The sequence below is a fragment of the Pseudomonas sp. 203-8 genome (assembly GCF_020708595.1).
Taxonomy (GTDB): domain Bacteria; phylum Pseudomonadota; class Gammaproteobacteria; order Pseudomonadales; family Pseudomonadaceae; genus Pseudomonas; species Pseudomonas aeruginosa.
This window is the reverse complement of record NZ_JAJFDF010000001.1, coordinates 409,341-429,361: the sequence shown is the minus strand read 5'-3', so window position 1 is coordinate 429,361 and position 20,021 is coordinate 409,341. Positions and strand designations below refer to the sequence as shown.

The window sequence follows — 20,021 nt, the reverse complement described above, 5'->3', positions numbered from 1 at the left end:
ACGCCCGGCACTCGCCGGGCGTTTTTCATTCCGGTCCCAGGTAGCGCTGCGCCAGGCTTTCCGCCGAGCGTTGGGCCTCGCTGCGCAGATGCGGGGCGACCAGCATCATGATCTGGTAGACCACCGTGCGCACCTCGCCCTTGCTGCCCAGTACCCGCTGGTAATCCAGGGAGAACAGCAGGGTCAGGGTGATCTGTTCGACCAGTTGCCCGAGCGCCGGCGCGTCGCTGCGCAACTGCCGGTCGGCCTTGAGGCGGGCCAGCAGGGTGGCCAGGGTCCGCTTCAGCGCGCCGAGCCAGGTACGGATGCCGCGAGCCAGCCGTGGCAGGCGCCCGGTCAGGTTGGACAGGTCCTGGAACAGGAAGCGGTAGTGGGCGAGGCGCTCGACGATCAGGTGCAGGAACAGCCAGTAGTCCTCCGCGCCCAGGCGCACCTCCTCGGGCGGATCGAGCAGCGGCGCCAACTCGGCCTGGAACCGCTCGAACAGCGCCATCACCAGCGGTTCCTTGCCATGGAAGTGGTAGTAGAGATTGCCCGGGCTGATGCCCAGTTCGTTGGCGATCTCCAGTGTCGAGACGTTGGGCTCGCCCTGTTCGTTGAACAGCAACAGCGAGCATTCGAGGATTCGGTCGCGTGTCTTCATCCGGACTTCTTCTGGGGATGGAGGTGCCCGGCTCCAGGCGCCCCGGATCTTTCAGCGTATATGCACGTAGGTGCCCGGGGCCGCTTCGAGGGGCGGATGCGCGGCGCTGCCAAGGTTGAAGTCAGGGTTGCCCAGCTCGCCCGAGCGCTCCTGCAGCCAGCCCAGCCAGACCGGCCACCAGCTGCCCTCTTCGCGCTTGGCGTCGTAGTACCAGGCGCGTGGATCGCTGCTCAGCTTGTCGTTCTCGAAGTAGCAGGCCTTGGGGTTTCCGGGAGGGTTGAGGATGCTCTGGATGTGCCCGCTGTTGGACAGGATGAAGCGGCGCTGGCCGCCCAGCAGGAGGGCCGAGCGATAGACCGCGTCCCAGGGCGTGATGTGGTCGGTGATGCCGGCGACGTGGAAGCTGTCGATCGCCACCTTGCCCAGGTCCACCGCGGTCCCGCTGACCTCCAGCGCGCCCGGGCGGGTCAGCGGGTTGTGCTTGAACAGGTCGAGCAGTTCGCCGTGGAACGCCGCGGGCAGCCGCGTGTTGTCGTTGTTCCAGTAGAGGATGTCGAACGCCGGCGGCTGCCTGCCGAGCAGGTAGTTGTTGACCCAGTAGTTCCAGATCAGGTCGTTGGGGCGCATCCAGGCGAACACCTTGGCCATGTCGCGCCCGTCCAGCACGCCATGCTGGTAGGAGCGGCGCTTGCTGCTCTCCAGGGTCTGCTCGTCGGCGAAGAGCATCGCCGGGCTTTCCATCTGGCTGTCGAGCAGGCTGACCAGGTAGGTGACGCTACTGACCTTGCGCAGTTGCCGGCGTACCTGCAGGTGGCCGAGCAAGGCGGCCACGGTGAGCCCGCCGGCGCAGGCGCCGGCCAGGTTCACGCTGCGGCTGCCGGTGATCTCGCGGCTGACCTCGATGGCCTGGTCGAGGGCCTCGACATAGGTGCTCAGGCCCCATTCGCGGTGCTGGGCGTCGGGGTTGCGCCAACTGATGACGAAGACCTGCAGGTTGTTCTTCAGGGCGTACTGGACGAAGCTCTTTTCCGGCGACAGGTCGAAGATGTAGTACTTGTTGATCTGCGGCGGCACGATCAGCAGGGGCTTGGCGTACTGGCGCTCGCCCAGCGGCTTGTACTGGATCAGCTCCAGCACCTCGTTGCGGAACACCACCGCGCCTTGCGTGGTGGCGAGGTTGCGACCGATCTCGAAGGCGGTCTTGTTCACCTGGCTGGGCATGCCGCCGTTGTGCACCAGGTCTTCGAGCAGGTGGCGGACGCCATTGAGCAGGCTGATCCCGCCGGTATTGAACAGTTCCTTTACCGCCAGTGGATTGATCAGGCTGTTGCTGGGTGCCACGGCGTCGGAGAGCAAGGCGACGAGGAAGCGGGCGCGGGCGCGATCGTCGCAGTCCAGGTTGCTTTCGTCGATCCAGGCGAGCAGTTGCTTCTGCCACGCCAGGTAGGCCTGCAGGGTGCGCCGGTAGAAGGGATTGAGGCGCCAGGATGGATCCTGGAAGCGGGCGTCCTGTGGGTTCGGCTGGTGCAGGGTGTCGCCCAGCAGCACCTTGCCCAACTGGCCTCCGAAGGCGACCAGGTGCCGCGCACTGTGCAGCGGCTGGCGCAGGCCGTGGACAGCCAGGCTGCGGACCGTCGTCAGCAGGTCCTTGCCGCGCAGGCCGACGATGGCGCTCTGTGCACTCATGAACTCGGCGGGCACCGGCACGCTACCCGATTCCTGCTTTTCTCGCATGGACCACACTCCGTCGTAGGACCACAGTCTGGATGCCACGGGCGATCGTCCCCTGGCTCGGAATACTCAGTTATAGCCTGTGAATTCCGTTTCACCCGGGGCAGAACCGCACACCTGCCTGAACAGGGAGGATGCCGCCCGACAGTGGGGCAGCAAGCGCTGTACCACAACGCCGGGAGGGGCGTCGCAGAGCTTGCGCTGTCGCGGCGAAGCCAGGCGCCATGCGCCGTTGCGGAACATTGACTATGCACCTGCACCATGACGAAGCAGTGTCTGCTGCCCTGGTGTTGCCCGTGCAGCAGTTCAGCCGGTCTTGGGCAGGAACGGACGAGGGTGCATGACGGCGCGACGGCGCTCCTCGGCGAGGAACTTCATGATGATCGGTGCCACCGATTCGGCGCGGGTCACCAGGAACAGGTGGCCGTCGTCGATCACGTGCAGTTCGGCGTTGGGAATGCGCCAGGCCAGCACACGCATGTTGATCAGCGGGATGATCGGGTCGTCGTCGCCGGCCAGCACCAGGGTCGGCTGGCGGATCCTATGCAGCCAGTGGATGCTGGTCCAGCCGAGCCCGGCGAACAGTTGCCAGTAGTAGCCCAGCTTGCCCGACGAACGCACCTTGCTGGCATGCGCCATGGCCAGCTTGGGGTCGCGGCGGAAGGCCCCGCCGTAGATGTCCGGGGCGATGTGTACGCCATAGGAGGGCTGGATGTAGCGCCGCGGGCTGGCCATGCGCATCAGTACCTTCGGCTTGCCTGGCACCATCACCGCGCCAGCCGAAGTGGCGGCGAGGATCAGCTTCTTGCAGCGTTCCGGATAGTCGTGGGCGAACTGCTGGGCCAGCGCGCCGCCCCAGGACACGCCGATCGCGTTGACCTGGCCGTAGTCCAGGTAGTCGAGCATCCGCGCCGCCAGCTTGGCCAGGCCGGGAAAGCGGTAGGGCACGCTGGGCGTCGAGGAACCGCCGACGCCGGGAACGTCGAAGGCGATCACCTCCAGTTCCGGGTCGAGCGCCTGGACGAAGGGGAACACCAGTTCCAGGTTGGCGCCTATGCCGTTGAAGATCAGCAGCGGAGTGCTTCCTTCCTTGCCCGGCCGCACTGCGGTGCGGATGGTCTGGCCGTCGAGGTCGATGGTCCGGAAGACGAAGGGCTGGGGCATGCTCGGGGTCCTCGGCGGCGCAGCCGCGGGCTCGGCGATACGGGGCCTGGCCGGCTTCCGCGCGGCACGGGGCCGCGCCGGAGGCGCTGGCGGGGTTTCGTCGGCGGAGGCCGCGGATCGCTCCTGCGGCTGTTCTTCAGGCTGGTCGCTTTTCATCGTTCATGCACGTAGGTTCCGGGCGCGGCTTCGCCGGCCGGATAGGTCTTGTTGCCCAGGCTGGCGGGCGCCTTGCGGGTCTTGCCGGAGCGTTCGGCCAGCCATTGCTGCCAGTGCAACCACCACGAGTCGGCGTGCTTGCCGGCCTGTTCCAGCCAGGCCTTGGGCTCGGCGGGCAGTTCCGGATTGGTCATGAAGCGTGCCTTGGGGTTGCCCGGTGGGTTGAGGATGCTCTGGATGTGACCGCTGTTGGAGAGGATGAACTCGCACTTGCCACCCAGCAGCCTGGCCGACTTGTAGCACGACTCCCAGGGGGTGATGTGGTCGTTCAGACCGGCGACACAGTAGAAGTCGCAAGTCACCTGCTTCAGGTCGATGGGCGTGCCGGAGACCTCCAGGGCGCCGGGGCGGTTCAGCGGGTTGCTCTTGAACAGTTCGACGAACTCGCCGTGCAGCGCGGCGGGCAGGCGCGTGGTGTCGTTGTTCCAGTAGAGGATGTCGAACGCCGGCGGCTGGTTGCCGAGCAGGTAGTTGTTGACCCAGTAGTTCCAGATCAGGTCGTTGGGGCGCATCCAGGCGAACACCTTGGCCATGTCCTTGCCCTCCAGCACGCCGGACTGGTAGGAACGACGCTTGGCGGCCTCCAGAGTCTTCTCGTCGGCGAACAGCGCGACCTGGGTATTCAGTTCGAAGTCGAGCACGCTGACCAGTTGGGTGAAGGCGTTGACCTTCTTCTCGCCGCTGGCCACGTAGTGGCCGACCAGGGTCGCGGTGGTGATCCCGCCGGAGCAGGCGCCGAGGAGGTTGAGGTCCTTGCTGCCGGTGATCGACAGGACTACCTCGATGGCCTCCTTGAGCGCCTCGATATAGGTGGTCAGGCCCCATTCGCGCTGCGACTTGGTCGGGTTGCGCCAGCTGACGATGAAGGTCTGCACGCCGTTGCGCAGGCAGAAGCGCGCCAGGCTCTTGTCCGGCGACAGGTCGAAGACGTAGAACTTGTTGATCTGCGGCGGCACCACCAGCAGCGGGCGTTCGTGCACCGACTCGGTGATCGGCCGGTACTGGATCAGTTCCAGCACGTCGTTGCGGAACACCACGGCGCCCTCGGTGGTGGCCAGGTTCTTGCCCACCTCGAAGGCGTCCATGTCCACCTGGCTCGGCATCCCGCCGTTGTTCACCAGGTCCTTGGCCAGGTGGCCGAGGCCGTCCAGCAGGCTCTTGCCGCCGGTCTCGAAGAAGCGCTTGACCGCCGCCGGGTTGCTCAGGCTGTTGGTCGGCGACATCGCCTCGGTCAGCAGGTTGATGACGAACTGGCCACGACTGATGTCCTGCGGCGACAGGTCGCTGTGGCTGATCCAGCTGTGCAGCTCCTTGCGCCAGGCCAGGTAGGTCTGCATGTAGCGCTTGTACAGCGGATTCTGGCTCCAGGCCGGATCGGAAAAGCGTCGGTCGTCATCGCCTGGGCGTAGCTCCGACTGGCCGAGCAGGACGTTCTTCAGCTCCAGGCTGAAATGCGCCACGTGCCTGGCGCTGTGCAGCGGCTGGCGCACCGCCTGGAGCAGGACCATGCGCGCGGAGGTGAGCAGGTCCTTGCCCCGGATGCCGATCACCGGATTCAGGTTCAGCGTGTTTTCCGCGGCTTGCTTGGGAAGCTCGTTATTGTTCTTCTGACTCATCGGCAACGCTCCATTGTTCGAGGCGAAACAGGGGACCGCAACGAAACCGGGGACCAGGTGTCCGGCCGGCTACTGCTCGACTACCAGCCCACCCGCACGTTTCAGGGCGGGGCGGACGCACGTCAGGGAAGGGAACCCGGACAAGGGGCTGCACCGTCTTGGTTACGCGAGTTTCCGCTGGCGTGCAAGCTGGCAGAAGCATCGGTGGCCGGCGTGGCTGGCCCGGCGAGCGGCCGACCTGCGGACTAGAGCGTTGCTGCCGTGCAGGGTAGGACATTCGCCGTGGCGACCGCGCCGACCGGATGTCTGGTCTGGCAGTCTGCGGGGCGAATGTTGCAAATGACGTGCCCTCGTTCGGGGCAGCGGAGAAAAATCGCCTGGATGCCGTGTGCCGCGAAGGGGCACTCGGCCCGGCGCTTCAGAGCATCAGCTTGACGACCGACTCGTCGGGGTCGCGCGACTTGCCGGCGCTGGCCAGCTCCGCCAGGTAGTCGGCCCATAGCTGGTCCTTGCGGGTCGCCAGCTCGTACAGGTAGTCCCAGGTGAACAGGCCGCTGTCGTGGCCGTCGTCGAAGCTCAGCTTCAGTGCGTACTGGCCGGCGGGTTCGACGCCGACCAGGCCGACGTTCAGCTTGCCGTACTGCAATACCGGGTTGCCGTGGCCCTGGACCTCGGCCGAGGGCGAATGCACGCGGAGGAACTCGGCAGGCAGGTCGTAGCTATCCTCGCCGTAGCGCAGGGTCAGGGTCTTCGAGGCTTTGTGCAGCTGGATGGCGGAAGGGATACGCATCGCATCGGACTCGCGGAAGGGCGGAGTACAAGGATACCCCGGTTCGGGACCGCGCGGCCCGCCGCCACGGTGTTGGCCGTGGCGGCGGCGGTGGTCAAAGGATGTAGCGGGACAGGTCCTCGTCCTCGGCCAGCTCGCCGAGGTGGCTGTTGACGTAGCCGGCATCGATCAGGATCGGCTTGTCGCTATGCTCGCTGGCCAGGTCGGCGGCGCTGAACGAGACCTCTTCCAGCAGCCGCTCGAGCAGCGTATGCAGGCGGCGGGCACCGATGTTCTCGGTCTTCTCGTTGACCTGCCAGGCGATCTCGGCAAGGCGCTTGATGCCGTCCTCGGCGAACTCGATGGCCAGCCCCTCGGTCTTCAGCAGCTCGCGGTACTGCTCGGTGAGCGAGGCATGCGGCTCGGTGAGGATGCGCTCGAAATCGTTCGGACTGAGGGCCTTGAGCTCCACGCGGATCGGCAGGCGGCCCTGCAGCTCGGGAACCAGGTCGCTCGGCTTGCTCAGGTGGAAGGCGCCGGAGGCGATGAACAGGATGTGGTCGGTCTTGACCATGCCCAGCTTGGTGTTCACCGTGCAGCCCTCGATCAGCGGCAGCAGGTCGCGCTGTACGCCCTCGCGGGAGACGTCGGCGCCGCCGGCGTTGGCGCGCTTGGCGATCTTGTCGATCTCGTCGATGAAGACGATGCCGTGCTGCTCGACCGCCTCCAGGGCGCGTGCCTTGAGCTCTTCCTCGTTGACCAGGCGCACCGCCTCTTCGTCGCGGATCAGCTTCAGGGCCTCGGCGACCTTCAGCTTGCGGGTCTTCTTCTTGCCCTTGCTCATGCCGGAGAACAGGTTCTGCAACTGGTTGGTCATCTCCTCCATGCCGGGCGGGGCCATGATCTCCACGCCGGCCGGGTTGTCGGCCACCTCGATGTCGATTTCCTTGTCGTCCAGCTGGCCTTCGCGCAGGCGCTTGCGGAACAGCTGGCGGGTGTTGCTGTCCTCGCGTGCCGGCTCGTCGCCGAAGCCCATGGCGGGACGCGCGGCCGGCAGCAGGGCATCGAGGATGCGCTCTTCGGCGGCGTCCTCGGCGCGATACTTGACCTTCTGGATCTCCTGTTCGCGGAGCATCTTCACCGCGGCGTCGGCGAGATCGCGGATGATCGATTCGACGTCGCGTCCGACATAGCCGACCTCGGTGAACTTGGTCGCCTCGACCTTGATGAACGGCGCGTTCGCCAGGCGCGCCAGGCGGCGGGCGATCTCGGTCTTTCCGACGCCGGTGGGGCCGATCATGAGGATGTTCTTCGGTGTTACCTCGGCGCGCAGCTCGGCCGGCAGTTGCATGCGTCGCCAGCGGTTGCGCAGGGCGATGGCGACGGCGCGCTTGGCGTCGTCCTGGCCGATGATGTGGCGGTTGAGTTCGTGGACGATCTCGCGGGGCGTCATGGACATTCGTTTACTCCAGCGGGGGACGAGCGCTTCAGACGGCGCTGTCCAGCTCCTCGATGGTCAGGTTCTGGTTGGTGAAGACGCAGATCGAGCCGGCGATGTTCAGCGCGGTCTCGGCGACTTCCCGAGCGCTCAGCTCGGCGTTGTGCTGCAGCAGGGCCAGGGCCGCGGCCTGGGCGAAGCCGCCGCCGGAGCCCATGGCGATCAGGCCGTGTTCGGGTTCGACCACGTCGCCGTTGCCGGTGATGATCAGCGAGGCATCCTTGTTGGCGACCGCGAGCATGGCTTCGAGGCGGCTCAGGGAGCGGTCGGTGCGCCAGTCCTTGGCCAGCTCGACGGCGGAGCGGACCAGGTGCCCCTGGTGTTTCTCCAGTTGCTGCTCGAAGCGTTCGAACAGGGTGAAGGCATCGGCGGTGGCGCCGGCGAAACCGGCCAGTACCTGACCGTGATACAGGCGCCGGACCTTCTTGGCGTTGCCTTTCATCACGGTGTTGCCCTGGGAAACCTGGCCGTCGCCGCCCATGACGACTTTGCCGTTGCGGCGGACAGATACGATGGTGGTCAAGGGGGAAATCTCCACACTGCGGGGCCGAATGCCCGGAATGCTGGGAGATATAGGGGCGATCCGCGGCTTTTCAACCGCACGCACCGCCGTGCGTCGGAACGCACGGCGTGGCCCGCGTTCAGCGGGCCTTGCGTTGCTGTAACAGCAGGTTGCTGAAGCCGTTGGAGGACAGTGTCTTCTGCGCCTGGGACAACTGGTCGCGGCTGTTGAACGGGCCGACCATCACCCGGTACCAGGTCTCGTCGCGGACGTTGCCGGCCTCGACGTTCACCGACTGCCCGAGCAGGATGATCTGCGCGCGCACGCGGTCGGCGTCGGACTGCTTGCGGAACGAGCCGGCCTGCAGGAAGAACTGCGTGCTGGCGGCGACCACCGCTTTCGGCAGCGGCGGTGGCACCTGCCCGGCGAGTGCGGCCTTGGCCCGCGCTTCGTCGGCCTTGGCCAGTTCGGCGGGGGTGGGCGGCGGCGGGGCCTTCTCCGGTACCGCTTCCGGCGGCACCACGACCTCGGACTCCGGCAGCAGGGTGTAGAACTCGTACTTCGGCTTGGCCTGGGCCGGCGTCTGCGTTTGCGCGGGCTGCTGGGCCTGGCCGTTCTGCTGCGGCTGCTTGCCCTGCACGGCGGCCGGGCGCTGGGCGTCCGGGCGTTCGCGCTGGACGTCCTTGCGCCCGGGTTCGAGCTTCATCAGGAACATGATGAAGCCGCCGATGGCCAGGCCGGCGACCAGCCAGACCCAGCCGGGAACGCCGTTCTTCGCGGCGGGCGCCTGGTAGCGGCTGGCGCCGCGCTTGGGGGCGGGTTTCTTCTTTGCCATGGGGGTTCCCGGACTCCTGTTCGGGCGGGTTCGATTACATGCGTTCCAGAGTCTTCAGACCGAGCAGCTCCAGGCCCTGTTCCAGGGTACGGCCGGTCAGCGCGGCGAGACGCAGGCGGCTGTCCTTCTGCGCCGGGTCCTCGGCGGTGAGGATCGGGCAATGCTCGTAGAAGCTGGAGAACAGCCCGGCCAACTCGTACAGGTAGGCGCAGAGCAGGTGCGGCACGCCCTTGAGCGCGACGTTGTTGATCAGGTCGCCGAACTGCGCCAGCTGTGCGGCCAGGGCCAGCTCCTGGGGCTGCTCGAGGACGATCTTCCCGCCCAGTTGCTCGCGGCCCTGGCCGAGCTTGCGGAAGACGCTGGCCACGCGGGTGCAGGCGTAGAGCAGGTAGGGTGCGGTGTTGCCTTCGAAGCTCAGCATCAGTTCGAAGTTGAAGCTGTAGTCGCTGGTGCGGTGCTTGGACAGGTCGGCGTACTTCACCGAGTCGATCCCCACCACCCGGCCGATCTCGCGCAGTTGGACCTCGTCGAACGGCTCCTCGCCACGCTCGGCGCGCTGCTCGTTGCGTTCCTTGACCAGCGCATAGGCGCGGCTCTCGGCCTCTTCCAGCAGGTCGATCAGCTTCACCGTACCGCCGTCGCGGGTCTTGAACGGACGGCCGTCGGCGCCGTTCATGGTGCCGAAGCCCATGTGCTCCAGCTCCATGCCGGCCGGAACGAAACCGGCGCGCCGCGCCACTTCGAAGACCTGCTGGAAGTGCAGGGCCTGGCGCTGGTCGACGAAGTACAGCACGCGGTCGGCGTGCAGCACGTTGTGCCGATAACGCATGGCGGCGAGGTCGGTGGTGGCGTAGAGGTAGCCGCCGCCGGCCTTCTGCACGATCACCGGGAGCGGATTGCCCTCGGCGTTCTTGAACTCTTCGAGGAAGACGCACAACGCGCCGTTGTCTTCGGTGAGCAGGCCCTTGGCGGTCAGGTCGGCGACCACCTGGGCGAGGTCGTCGTTGTAGGCGCTCTCCCCCATGACGTCGGCCATGCTCAGCTTCACGCCGAGACGGTCGTAGACCTTCTGGCAGTGCGACAGGGAAATCTCGTTGAAGCGGGTCCACAGGCGCAGGCAGTCGGGGTCGCCGGCCTGCAGCTTGACTACCAGTTCGCGGGCGCGGTCGGCGAATTCGGGAGACTCGTCGAAGCGTTTCTTCGCCGCGCGGTAGAAGACCTCCAGGTCGTGCAGCTCGGCCTCGGCGTCGACCGGTTGCTCTTCCAGGTAGGCGAGCAGCATGCCGAACTGGGTGCCCCAGTCGCCGACATGGTTCTGCCGGATCACCGTGTCGCCGAGGAACTCGAGGACGCGCGCGACGGCGTCGCCGATGATGGTCGAGCGCAGGTGGCCGACGTGCATTTCCTTGGCCAGGTTCGGCGAGGACAGGTCGATCACCACGCGCTGCGCCGGGCCTGCCTTGCGCACGCCGAGACGTTCGTCGGCGAGTGCGCGGTCGAGGCTGGCGGCGAGCCAGACGTGATCCTGGAAGAAGTTGAGGAAGCCGGGGCCGGCGATCTCCACCTTGGCCAGTTGCTCGTGGGCGGGGATTGCCTCGACCAGCCTGGCGGCCAGGTCGCGCGGCTTCATCCCGGCCGGCTTGGCCAGCATCATGGCGATGTTGCTGGCGAAATCGCCGTGGCTACGGTCCTTGGTGTTCTCCACCTGGATGTCCGGGGTCAGGCCGGCGGGCAGGGTGCCGTCCGCGGTCAGTTGGTCGAGGGCTTGCTGGATCAGCTGGCGAATCGTGTCTTTCATCGTTTTTCTCCGTGCTCGCGGGCAGAGGGGCGGCGCGCGACGGTCGGGCAGGGGAAGGGCCGGCGGATGCGGCGCTCCGAAGTTCACTCCCCGCGATGTGCGCGGGGTGGCCGGTCGAGGCTCAGAACCGCGCATTATCCGTGGGCGGACAGGCGTTGCCAACCGTTGCGGCGATTAGCCGACAGTTTGCGCCGGACATCGCGGATTCCGGCTGACCCCAGTCAAGCGGGGCGTCTTCCTGGAAGGCGCTCAGAACAGGTCGATCGGATCGATATCGAGCGACCAGCGCACCTGGCGCCCGCCGGGCAACTGTTCGAGGCTCTGCAGCCAGGGCGTCAGCAGGCGATGCAGCGGCGCCCGGCTCATGCACTGCAGCAGCAGTTGCGCACGGTGCTTGCCGGCACGCCGCTCCATGGGCGCGGGCACCGGCCCGAGCAGTTCCACCTCCGGTCCGCCCATCTGCTCGAGCAATTGCTCGGCGGCACTGCAGGCGCTGTCGAGGAAGGCTTCCGCCTGGCCCGGCTTGTGCGCTTCGGCGCGCAGCAGGGCGAGGTGGGCGAAGGGCGGCAGGCCGGCGGCGCGGCGTTCGCTGAGGGCCTGTTCGGCAAAGGCGAAGTAGCCGTCCTCGGTGAGCTGGACCAGCAGCGGGTGATCGGCCAGGTGGGTCTGGATCAGTACCCGTCCGGGCTCCTCGGCGCGTCCTGCGCGGCCGGCGACCTGGACGATCTGCTGGGCCATGCGTTCGCTGGCGCGGAAGTCGGCGGAAAACAGGCCGCCATCGGCATCGAGGATCGCCACCAGGGTGACCCGTGGGAAGTGGTGCCCCTTGGCGAGCATCTGGGTGCCGACCAGGATGCATGGCTCACCGCTGTTGATGGTGGCGAAGAGGTCGCGCATGGCGTGCTTGCGCGAGGTGCTGTCGCGGTCGATGCGCAGCACCGGATGGTTCGGGAAGAGAATCCGCAGGCGTTCCTCGGCGCGCTCGGTGCCGGCGCCTACCGGGCGCAGGTCGAGCTTGCCGCATTGCGGGCAGTTCATCGGCGGCCGCTGGCGGTGGTCGCAGTGGTGGCAGCGCAACTCGCCGCTGCCCTGGTGCACGGTCATCCGCGCGTCGCAGCGCGGGCATTGGCTGATCCAGCCGCAGTCGTGGCAAAGCAGGGTCGGAGCGAAGCCGCGGCGATTGAGGAATACCAGGACCTGCTGGCCGGCCGCCAGGGTATCGCCGATGGCCTGTTGCAGCGGACGGGAAAGGCCGGCGTCGAGCGGCATGCTCTTCACGTCGAGGCGGATGAACTTCGGCGGGTGCGCGCCACCGGCGCGCTGGGTCAGGCGCAGCAGGCCGTAGCGGCCGGCCTGGGCGTTGTGCAGGCTTTCCAGGGCGGGCGTGGCCGAACCGAGCAGGATCGGCACATTCTCCAGGCGCGCGCGTACCAGTGCCAGGTCGCGGGCGTGGTAGCGCAGGCCGTCCTGCTGTTTATAGGAGGCGTCGTGTTCCTCGTCGACGATGATCAGTCCCGGTCGCTTCAGCGGCGTGAACAGTGCCGAGCGGGTGCCGATGACGATGTCGGCCTCGCCATCCCGGGCGGCGAGCCAGGCGTCGAGGCGCTCGCGGTCGGTCAGGGCCGAATGCAGCAGGGCGATGCGCGCGTTGAAGCGGCGTTCGAAACGCGCCAGGGTCTGCGGCCCCAGGTTGATCTCGGGAATCAGCACCAGGGCCTGGCGGCCTGCGGCCAGGGTTTCGCGGATCAGTTGCAGGTAGACCTCGGTCTTGCCGCTGCCGGTGACCCCGGCCAGCAGGAAGCAATGGAAACCGCCGTGGCTGGCGCGAACCGCCTCGAAGGCGGCGCGCTGCTCGGGGTTCAGCGGCAACTCCGCCTGGGCCAGCCAGCCGCCTTCGCGCGGCGGGGTGCTGTGGCGCCGCACCTCCAGTTCGACCAGGCCTTTTTCCTTGAGCAGGTCGAGGCTGTCCTTGTTTATCTGCAACTGGTTCAGCAACTCATGGGACACCCCGTGCGGATGCTGCTTGAGAATCGCCAGGGCCTGGCGCTGGCGCGGCGCCCGGGCCAGGCGCGGATCGTCGAGGCTGGATTGCGCGGTGGCATGCCAGAAGCGCTGCTGGCGCGCCTCGGCCGGCTCGCCCTGGCGCAACAGGTTGGGCAGCGCCCAGGACAGGGTGTCGCCGAGGCTGTGCTGGTAGTACTGGGCGGTCCAGCGACAGAGTTCGAGCAGGTGCGCCGGCATCGGCGGCTTGGCGTCGAGTACCCTGAGGGCAGGCTTGAGCTTTTCTTCGGGTACTTCGGAACGGTCCGTCACCTCTATCAGAACGCCAACCAGCTCCCGGCGCCCGAACGGCAGCAGCAGGCGAATCCCCGGCTGTAGGGCGCTGCGCGGAATGCCGCGGGGCGCGCGGTAGTCGAACAGGCGGCGGAGTGGCGAAGGCAGGGCTAGGCGTAGGATCAGGTCTGACACTCAGCGGCTTCCGGGGATGAAGGAAACGAGGACTGGGCCGGCGATGTTAGCAGACGACCGGCGGGCGGGGTCGCTTGCATAGATGAATCGGTCTGGTATGATCCACGCCCTTAATTACGTGCGGTGCCTGGTAAACGCGCTGGGTGGCGGCACACAACGCCTCGAGGATTGAATCATGAAAGCGGACATCCATCCGACTTACGAAGCTATCGAAGCTACCTGCAGCTGCGGTAACGTCATCAAGACCCGTTCCACCCTGTGCAAGCCGATCCACCTGGACGTGTGCTCCGAATGCCACCCGTTCTACACCGGCAAGCAGAAGGTGCTGGACACCGGCGGCCGTATCGACCGCTTCAAGCAGCGTTTCGGCGTATTCGGCGCCACCAAGTAAGCCGCTTGCCGCGAACGCGCGCAATGCTACTTGTCGCTGTACCGAGAAAGGCGTCCCTGGTGGGCGCCTTTTTCATGTCCGTGGTTTCCGCCTTCGCCGGTGCGGCGGAGGCCTGCCGGCCTACCGGCGCCTTGCAGAACGTCGAGGTGGCGCGGGTGGTGGACGGCGATACCGTGCGCCTGCGCGATGGCCGCAGCGTGCGGCTGATCGGTATCAACGCGCCTGAGCTGGCGCACAACGGTCGCACCACCGAGCCCTTCGCCGAAGCCGCGAAGCAGCGACTGCAGGCGCTGGTATCGGCCAGCGACGGGCGTCTCGCCCTGCAGCCGGGCCGCCAGGCCCGCGATCACTACGGGCGGACCCTGGCGCACCTGTTCGATGCCAGCGGCGCCAACCTCGAGGCGCGCCTGCTCGGCGAGGGCCTGGGCTACCTGGTGGCGGTCGCGCCGAACACCGAGCTGACGGCCTGTCAGCAAGCGGCGGAACGTGCAGCGCGTTCGGCTAATCTGGGTGTATGGAAGCGTTCGCCGGTGCTTTCGCTCGATCGACTGGCGCAGAGCGGCTTCGCCGTGGTCCGCGGGCGGGTGCTCGAGGTCGAACGCAACCGGGGCGGTATCTGGCTGGAGATGGACGGTCCGCTGGTCCTGCGGATCGAGCCGAAGGTGCTCAAGGCGTTCGATGCGAAACGGGTGATGCAGATGGCGGGACGTTCGCTGGAAGTGCGTGGCTGGGTGGTCGATCGTTCCCGCCGTGGCGCTGTGCCGGCCGGCAAGGCGCGCTGGCAGATGTCGGTGACCGATCCGGCGATGCTGGAATGGTTGCCATGAAGACCGCCTGGCTCCTGCTGCTGTTGCTGGGAGTCGGCGCGCTGGGCGGCTGCGCGGTGAACCCGGCCACCGGCAAGAGCGATTTCGTGATGATGAGCGAGCAGCAGGAACTCGGCATGGGCGCTCGCTACAACCAGGAAATCCTCAAGCAGTTCCCCCGCTACAACGATGAAAAGCTCCAGGCCTACGTGCAACGGGTAGGCGAGCGGGTCGCCCGCAGCAGCCACCGCAGCAATCTGCAATATCATTTCACCGTCATCGATTCGCCGGACATCAACGCCTTCGCCCTGCCGGGCGGCTACATCTATATCCATCGCGGACTGATCGCCTACCTTGGCTCCGAGGCCGAACTGGCCGCGGTGCTCGGTCATGAGGTCGGCCACGTCACGGCGCGCCACAGCGTGCGCCAGCAGAGCCAGGCCAGCGCCTGGAACATCCTTGGCCAGGCGGTGGCGATCGGCACCGGGGTCGGTGCCGCCGGCGACCTGGCCAACGTGCTCGGCACGGCCTTCGTCCGCGGCTACGGGCGTGACATGGAACTGGAAGCCGATGGTCTCGGCGCTCAGTACCTGGCCCGCGCCGGCTACGATCCGACGGCGATGATCCAGGTGGTGCGGGTGCTGAAGAACCAGGAGGACTTCGCTCGCGAAGAGGCTGCGCGCAATGGCCAGGCGGTACAGGCCGGCGGCTACCACGGGTTGTTCGATACCCATCCGGACAACGACCGGCGCCTGCAGGAAGTGGTCGGCCCGGCCCGGCAGCTGGCCAACGGACAGCAGGAAGTGGGGCGCGAGGTCTTTCTTCGCCATCTGGAAGGCATGCCGTTCGGCGACTCGGCATCGGCCGGGGTGCGTCGCGGGCAGAACTTCTACCATGCCGAGCTGGACTTCACCCTGAGCTATCCGGCGGGCTGGAAGATCCTCAACCAGCCCAGCGCCCTGCTTGGCTATCCGGCGGACGAGCAGTCGTTCATCGGCATGAAGCTGGTGCCCCATGATTCCCGCCTGACGCCCGCGGAGTTCCTGCGCAAGAACGCCGGGCAACGGCTGGCCCAGGAAGAGTCGCTGAAGCAGGCCGGGCTGAACGGCTACACGGCGGTGGTGCCAGGCAACCCGGCGCGACGGGTTGCTGTGATCTACCAGGGCGACCGCGCCTACCTGTTCGTCGGCGTGGTCAAGGTCGGTTCCCTGGAGACCCAGGACGACCGCTTCCTCAGCGTGATCCGCAGCTTCCGTCCGCTGCGCGACAAGGAGCGGGCCCTGGCGCAGCCGCGACGCCTGCATCTGGTGCAGGTCAAGGCGGGGCAGACGCTGGAGCAATTGGCGGCTGGCGGCGAGGGGTCATTGAGTGACTCCGTGGCTCGTCTGCGTCTGCTGAATGACCTTTATCCGAGCGGTGAACCCCGTCCGGGCGATTGGCTTAAAGTCGTACGCTAGAGGTCTTGACAGCCGGGTCCTGACGATCTTGTGGGGCGTCGTCTTCTTGCGTATGCTCGGTCGCCCCGTCTGTCCAACAAGCAATAAAGCGGAAGTGCCCAAATGTCCGATCTTAAAACCGCTGCCCTCGAATATCACGCACAACCCCGTCCGGGAAAACTGAGTGTCGAGCTGACCAAACCCACCGCTACCGCCCGGGACCTGTCCCTGGCCTACAGCCCGGGTGTCGCCGAGCCGGTGCGTGAAATCGCCCGCGATGCCGAACTGGCCTATCAGTACACCGGCAAGGGCAACCTGGTGGCAGTGATTTCCGACGGCACCGCGATTCTCGGCCTGGGTAACCTCGGCCCGCTGGCCTCCAAGCCGGTGATGGAAGGCAAGGGTGTGCTGTTCAAGCGCTTCGCCGGCATCGACGTGTTCGACATCGAGGTCGACGCCGAGAGCCCGCAGGCTTTCATCGATACCGTCAAGCGTATTTCCATCACCTTCGGCGGTATCAACCTCGAGGACATCAAGGCTCCCGAGTGTTTCGAGATCGAGCGCGCGCTGATCGAACAGTGCGACATCCCGGTGTTCCACGATGACCAGCACGGCACCGCCATCGTTACCGCGGCGGGCATGCTCAACGCGCTGGAACTGGCCGGGAAGAAGCTGGAAGAAGCGAAGATCGTCTGCCTCGGCGCCGGCGCTGCCGCCATCTCCTGCATGAAGCTGCTGGTGAGCATGGGCGCCAAGGTCGAGAACATCTACATGATCGACCGCAAGGGCGTGATCCACGCCGGTCGCGACGATCTGAACCAGTACAAGTCGGTGTTCGCCACCGAGACCGACAAGCGTACCCTGGCCGACGCCCTGGAGGGCGCCGACGTGTTCGTCGGCCTGTCCGGCGCCAACCTGCTGGAGCCGGAAGACCTCAAGCGCATGGCGCCGAACCCGATCGTGTTCGCCTGCTCGAACCCGGACCCGGAGATCAAGCCGGAACTGGCCCATGCCACCCGCAACGACGTGATCATGGCTACCGGACGTTCCGACTATCCGAACCAGGTCAACAACGTGCTCGGTTTCCCCTTCATCTTCCGCGGTGCCCTGGACGTACGTGCCACGCGCATCAACGAAGAGATGAAGATCGCCGCCGCCCTGGCCCTGCGCGACCTGGCCAAGCAGCCGGTCCCGGAGGACGTCTGCGCCGCCTATGGCGTGGACAAGCTGGAATTCGGCCGCGAGTACATCATTCCGAAGCCGATGGACAAGCGCCTGATCACCGTGGTCTCCGATGCCGTGGCCAAGGCTGCCATCGAGACCGGCGTGGCTACCCTGCCGTATCCGAAGAACTATCCGCTGAAATCGGTGGACGACGTCTTCAACGGCTGATCGATCGATCCGCCGGATAAAAAGAAACCCCGCCTTGGCGGGGTTTCTTTTTGCCTGCGCCTCGCACTCCCGTCGTCGCCAACGAAGCGCAGGCGCCGGCCGGTTCAGAACAGGTCGATCGGCGCGCCTTCGTCATCCGGCAGCGGGCTGCCAGGGAAGCTGCCTGGCGGCAGTTCATTGACCGAGGGCGGGGTATCCTCGTTCTTGAACATCTCGAAATAGGCGCCGGGAGTGCCCGGCGCGGCCGAACGGCCGGTCACCGGGTCGATGCGCAGGCTGACGATGCCTGGCGGCTCGGCCATGGTGTGCATCGGCTTGTCCTTGAGGGCGAAGCCCATGTACCTGATCCAGATCGGCAGCGCGACGGTACCGCCGTACTCGCGGCGACCCAGGGTCTCCGGCTGGTCGAAGCCGACCCAGACGCTGGTCACGTAGTCGGAGTTGTAGCCGGAGAACCAGCCATCCTTGGAATCGTTGGTGGTGCCGGTCTTGCCGGCCAGGTCGGTGCGCTTCAGCGCCAGGGCGCGACGCCCGGTACCGCGCTTGATCACGTCCTGCAGCATGCTGGTCATGATATAGGCGGTACGGGCATCGATGATCCGCTCGGCCGGGGTCGGCTCGAAGGTGGTCTGGGCCTTGGCGGCGACTTGCTGGGCTTCGATCGAACCTTCGCCTTCGGCGCTCTCCGGATGCTCGGGGTCACCAGGATTCCCGGCGTCTTCCGCATCCGGCGCAGCGACCTGTTCTTCCACCGGCACGCGGGGCGGATTGGCCTGGTACAGCACCTGTCCGTCGCGGCTCTCGATGCGTTCGATGACGTACGGATTGACCTTGTAGCCGCCGTTGGCGAATACGCTCCAGGCGCCGGCGATTTCCATCGGTGTGACTGTCGCGGTACCCAGGGCCAGGGAGAAGTTGCGCGGCAGTTCGTCGCGCTGGAAGCCGAACTTGGTGATGTAGCTGATCGCCCGCTCGATGCCCAGGCCCTGCAGGACGCGGATCGAGACCATGTTGCGGGACTTGTACAGGGCTTCGCGCAGCGGGATCGGGCCGAGGAAGGTATTGGTGTCGTTCTTCGGTCGCCAGACCTTGTCCAGGTACTCGTCGACGAACACGATCGGCGCATCGTTGACCAGGCTGGCGGCGGTGAAGCCGTTGTCCAGGGCCGCGCTGTAGATGAACGGCTTGAAACTGGAGCCCGGCTGGCGCTTGGCCTGGATCGCGCGGTTGTAGTTGCTCTGCTCGAAGGAGAAGCCGCCGACCAGCGAGCGGATCGCCCCGTCCTTCGGGTCGAGGGAGATCAGCGCGCTCTGTGCGGCGGGAATCTGTACGAAGCGCAGGGTGCCGTCTTCCTGGCGCTGCACGCGGATCTGGTCGCCGGCCTGGGCCACGTCGGCGGGCTGGCGCGGCATCGGGCCCATGCTGTTGTTGCTGAGGAAGGGGCGTGCCCATTTCATGCTGTCCCAGGTCACGGCTTCTTCCTTGCCGTCGCGGGTCATCACCATGATCCCGCTCTTTTCCACCTGGGTGACGATCGCCGGCTCCAGGCCGCCGATGCTGCGCTGCTGGCCCAGGTGCTTGAGCCAGGCGTCGCGGGTCTGGCCCGGCAGGCGGGTCTCCGGGCCGCGGTAGCCGTGGCGCTGGTCATAGTCGATGAGGCCGTCGCGGACCGATTGGCTGGCGGCGTTCTGCAGGTCGCTGCGGACCGTGGTGATGACCTTGTAGCCCTCGGTATAGGCCTCGCTGCCGTAGCGGCCGACCATCTCGGCACGGGCCATCTCGGCGATGTAGGGCGCATTCAGTTCGGGGGTCTGCACGTGGTAGGAGGCGTTGATCGGCTCCTCGACGGCGGCCTGGTAGCGTTGCTGGTCGATGAAGCCGAGCTTGAGCATGCGCTCGAGGATCCAGTTGCGCCGCTCCGTACTGCGGGTCGGGTTGACCAGCGGGTTGTAGCGCGAGGGCGCTTTCGGCAGGCCGGCGATCATCGCCATCTCGGCCAGGCTCAAGTCTTTGATCGGCTTGCCGTAATAGACCTGTGCGGCAGCCTCGATGCCATAGGCACGGTTGCCCAGGTAGATCTTGTTGACGTAGAGCTCGAGGATCTCGTCCTTGGTCAGCTGTCGCTCGATCTGCAGGGCCAGGAGGATTTCATTGATCTTTCGCGAGAAGCTTCTTTCATTGGTAAGGAAGTAGTTCTTCGCTACCTGCATGGTGATGGTGCTGCCGCCAGTCTGGATGTGACCGCTTTTCAATAATTGCGCGGCGGCGCGCATTAGGCTTTTCACATCGACGCCATAATGGTTGGCGAAATTGTCGTCCTCGGCGGACAGCAGGGCATGGATGAAGTCCTGCGGGATGTCGGCGAAGCGGATCGGCGTCCGGCGCATCTCGCCGAACTCGGAGATCAGCTTGCCGTCCTCGCTGTAGACCTTGAGGGGGATCTGCAGCTGGACGTTACGCAGAGCTTCCACCGAGGGCAGGCTGGGACTCAGATAGAGATAGGCGCCGCTGAAACTGAGCAGCACTCCACAAATCAGGGTGACGCAAGTCCACCACAGGAACTTCAGCAGGCGCATGGGTAGATTCGGATTTCCAAGAAAAAGAAAGAGTTAAGCGAATAGGACAGGAAAAAGGCAAAAGCTGTTCACATTATAAGCAATTTTTCTGTGACCTAGCCATTTGCCTGGCCTTCGGCTCTGGTATCTAATGTGAAAAAAGAAGAATCGTTCGTAAGTATTGAACGCTAATAGGGAAT

15 protein-coding genes are annotated in these 20,021 nt (G+C 66.1%); 4 read left to right on the top strand and 11 right to left on the bottom strand.

Annotation, left to right across the window (positions count from 1 at the left end; translation table 11 throughout):
• Positions 1-25: 25 nt before the first annotated feature.
• The 10 genes from LJF27_RS01890 to LJF27_RS01845 all read right to left on the bottom strand — a co-directional run bounded on the left by LJF27_RS01890 (position 26) and on the right by LJF27_RS01845 (position 13,241).
• Entirely contained in the window at positions 26-643 is a 618-nt protein-coding gene (locus LJF27_RS01890; protein WP_003103292.1) for a TetR/AcrR family transcriptional regulator, read from the bottom strand.
• Between the two features lie 51 nt (positions 644-694).
• Positions 695-2,377 carry a class II poly(R)-hydroxyalkanoic acid synthase gene (gene phaC, locus LJF27_RS01885; RefSeq protein ID WP_003103289.1) on the bottom strand — a complete coding sequence of 561 codons (1,683 nt, stop codon included), beginning with the start codon at positions 2,375-2,377 and terminating at the stop codon, positions 695-697.
• Positions 2,378-2,680: 303 nt separating this feature from the next.
• Entirely contained in the window at positions 2,681-3,538 is an 858-nt protein-coding gene (phaZ, locus tag LJF27_RS01880) for a poly(3-hydroxyalkanoate) depolymerase (protein ID WP_003095866.1), read from the bottom strand.
• Positions 3,539-3,690: 152 nt separating this feature from the next.
• Positions 3,691-5,370, bottom strand: a complete 1,680-nt coding sequence (gene phaC, locus LJF27_RS01875; RefSeq protein WP_003095864.1) for a class II poly(R)-hydroxyalkanoic acid synthase — start codon at positions 5,368-5,370, stop codon at positions 3,691-3,693.
• A gap of 418 nt (positions 5,371-5,788) precedes the next feature.
• Complete coding sequence (locus LJF27_RS01870) at positions 5,789-6,160, bottom strand: gamma-butyrobetaine hydroxylase-like domain-containing protein (protein ID WP_003095857.1); 372 nt, start codon at positions 6,158-6,160, stop codon at positions 5,789-5,791.
• Positions 6,161-6,254: 94 nt separating this feature from the next.
• Positions 6,255-7,598 (bottom strand): ATP-dependent protease ATPase subunit HslU, encoded by a 1,344-nt coding sequence (gene hslU / locus LJF27_RS01865; RefSeq protein ID WP_003095854.1) that lies wholly within the window; start codon positions 7,596-7,598, stop codon positions 6,255-6,257.
• Between the two features lie 28 nt (positions 7,599-7,626).
• A complete protein-coding gene (gene hslV, locus LJF27_RS01860; RefSeq protein WP_023116799.1) occupies positions 7,627-8,160 on the bottom strand; it encodes an ATP-dependent protease subunit HslV in 534 nt (177 codons plus the stop codon).
• Positions 8,161-8,278: 118 nt separating this feature from the next.
• Entirely contained in the window at positions 8,279-8,974 is a 696-nt protein-coding gene (locus tag LJF27_RS01855; RefSeq protein ID WP_003095850.1) for an SPOR domain-containing protein, read from the bottom strand.
• 34 nt (positions 8,975-9,008) lie between these two features.
• Positions 9,009-10,772, bottom strand: a complete 1,764-nt coding sequence (argS, locus tag LJF27_RS01850; protein ID WP_003110892.1) for an arginine--tRNA ligase — start codon at positions 10,770-10,772, stop codon at positions 9,009-9,011.
• A 249-nt stretch (positions 10,773-11,021) separates the two neighbouring features.
• Positions 11,022-13,241, bottom strand: a complete 2,220-nt coding sequence (locus tag LJF27_RS01845; RefSeq protein ID WP_003146407.1) for a primosomal protein N' — start codon at positions 13,239-13,241, stop codon at positions 11,022-11,024.
• A 175-nt stretch (positions 13,242-13,416) separates the two neighbouring features.
• Between LJF27_RS01845 and rpmE the strand changes: the two genes are divergently transcribed.
• The 4 genes from rpmE to LJF27_RS01825 all read left to right on the top strand — a co-directional run bounded on the left by rpmE (position 13,417) and on the right by LJF27_RS01825 (position 17,266).
• Complete coding sequence (rpmE, locus tag LJF27_RS01840) at positions 13,417-13,632, top strand: 50S ribosomal protein L31 (RefSeq protein WP_003095846.1); 216 nt, start codon at positions 13,417-13,419, stop codon at positions 13,630-13,632.
• A gap of 59 nt (positions 13,633-13,691) precedes the next feature.
• Positions 13,692-14,459: a thermonuclease family protein gene (locus LJF27_RS01835; protein WP_003103280.1), complete on the top strand. Its 768-nt coding sequence runs from the start codon at positions 13,692-13,694 to the stop codon at positions 14,457-14,459.
• Positions 14,456-15,895, top strand: a complete 1,440-nt coding sequence (locus LJF27_RS01830) for a M48 family metalloprotease (RefSeq protein ID WP_003095844.1) — start codon at positions 14,456-14,458, stop codon at positions 15,893-15,895. The genes LJF27_RS01835 and LJF27_RS01830 overlap by 4 nt, the downstream gene beginning before the upstream one ends.
• Before the next feature lie 102 nt (positions 15,896-15,997).
• Positions 15,998-17,266, top strand: a complete 1,269-nt coding sequence (locus LJF27_RS01825) for a malic enzyme (RefSeq protein WP_003103278.1) — start codon at positions 15,998-16,000, stop codon at positions 17,264-17,266.
• 104 nt (positions 17,267-17,370) lie between these two features.
• Here the strand turns inward: LJF27_RS01825 and LJF27_RS01820 are convergent, their stop codons facing one another.
• Positions 17,371-19,842 (bottom strand): penicillin-binding protein 1A, encoded by a 2,472-nt coding sequence (locus LJF27_RS01820; protein ID WP_003095841.1) that lies wholly within the window; start codon positions 19,840-19,842, stop codon positions 17,371-17,373.
• Between the last annotated feature and the right edge of the window lie 179 nt (positions 19,843-20,021).

What these genes read in the sequence shown, in the direction of transcription:
- LJF27_RS01890 (WP_003103292.1), bottom strand. Translation starts at nt 643, where the DNA reads ATGAAGACACGCGACCGAATCCTCGAATGCTCGCTGTTGCTGTTCAAC.
- argS (WP_003110892.1), bottom strand. Translation starts at nt 10,772, where the DNA reads ATGAAAGACACGATTCGCCAGCTGATCCAGCAAGCCCTCGACCAACTG.
- rpmE (WP_003095846.1), top strand. Translation starts at nt 13,417, where the DNA reads ATGAAAGCGGACATCCATCCGACTTACGAAGCTATCGAAGCTACCTGC.
- LJF27_RS01855 (WP_003095850.1), bottom strand. Translation starts at nt 8,974, where the DNA reads ATGGCAAAGAAGAAACCCGCCCCCAAGCGCGGCGCCAGCCGCTACCAG.
- phaC (WP_003103289.1), bottom strand. Translation starts at nt 2,377, where the DNA reads ATGCGAGAAAAGCAGGAATCGGGTAGCGTGCCGGTGCCCGCCGAGTTC.
- LJF27_RS01830 (WP_003095844.1), top strand. Translation starts at nt 14,456, where the DNA reads ATGAAGACCGCCTGGCTCCTGCTGCTGTTGCTGGGAGTCGGCGCGCTG.
- hslU (WP_003095854.1), bottom strand. Translation starts at nt 7,598, where the DNA reads ATGTCCATGACGCCCCGCGAGATCGTCCACGAACTCAACCGCCACATC.
- phaZ (WP_003095866.1), bottom strand. Translation starts at nt 3,538, where the DNA reads ATGCCCCAGCCCTTCGTCTTCCGGACCATCGACCTCGACGGCCAGACC.
- LJF27_RS01820 (WP_003095841.1), bottom strand. Translation starts at nt 19,842, where the DNA reads ATGCGCCTGCTGAAGTTCCTGTGGTGGACTTGCGTCACCCTGATTTGT.
- LJF27_RS01870 (WP_003095857.1), bottom strand. Translation starts at nt 6,160, where the DNA reads ATGCGTATCCCTTCCGCCATCCAGCTGCACAAAGCCTCGAAGACCCTG.
- LJF27_RS01825 (WP_003103278.1), top strand. Translation starts at nt 15,998, where the DNA reads ATGTCCGATCTTAAAACCGCTGCCCTCGAATATCACGCACAACCCCGT.
- phaC (WP_003095864.1), bottom strand. Translation starts at nt 5,370, where the DNA reads ATGAGTCAGAAGAACAATAACGAGCTTCCCAAGCAAGCCGCGGAAAAC.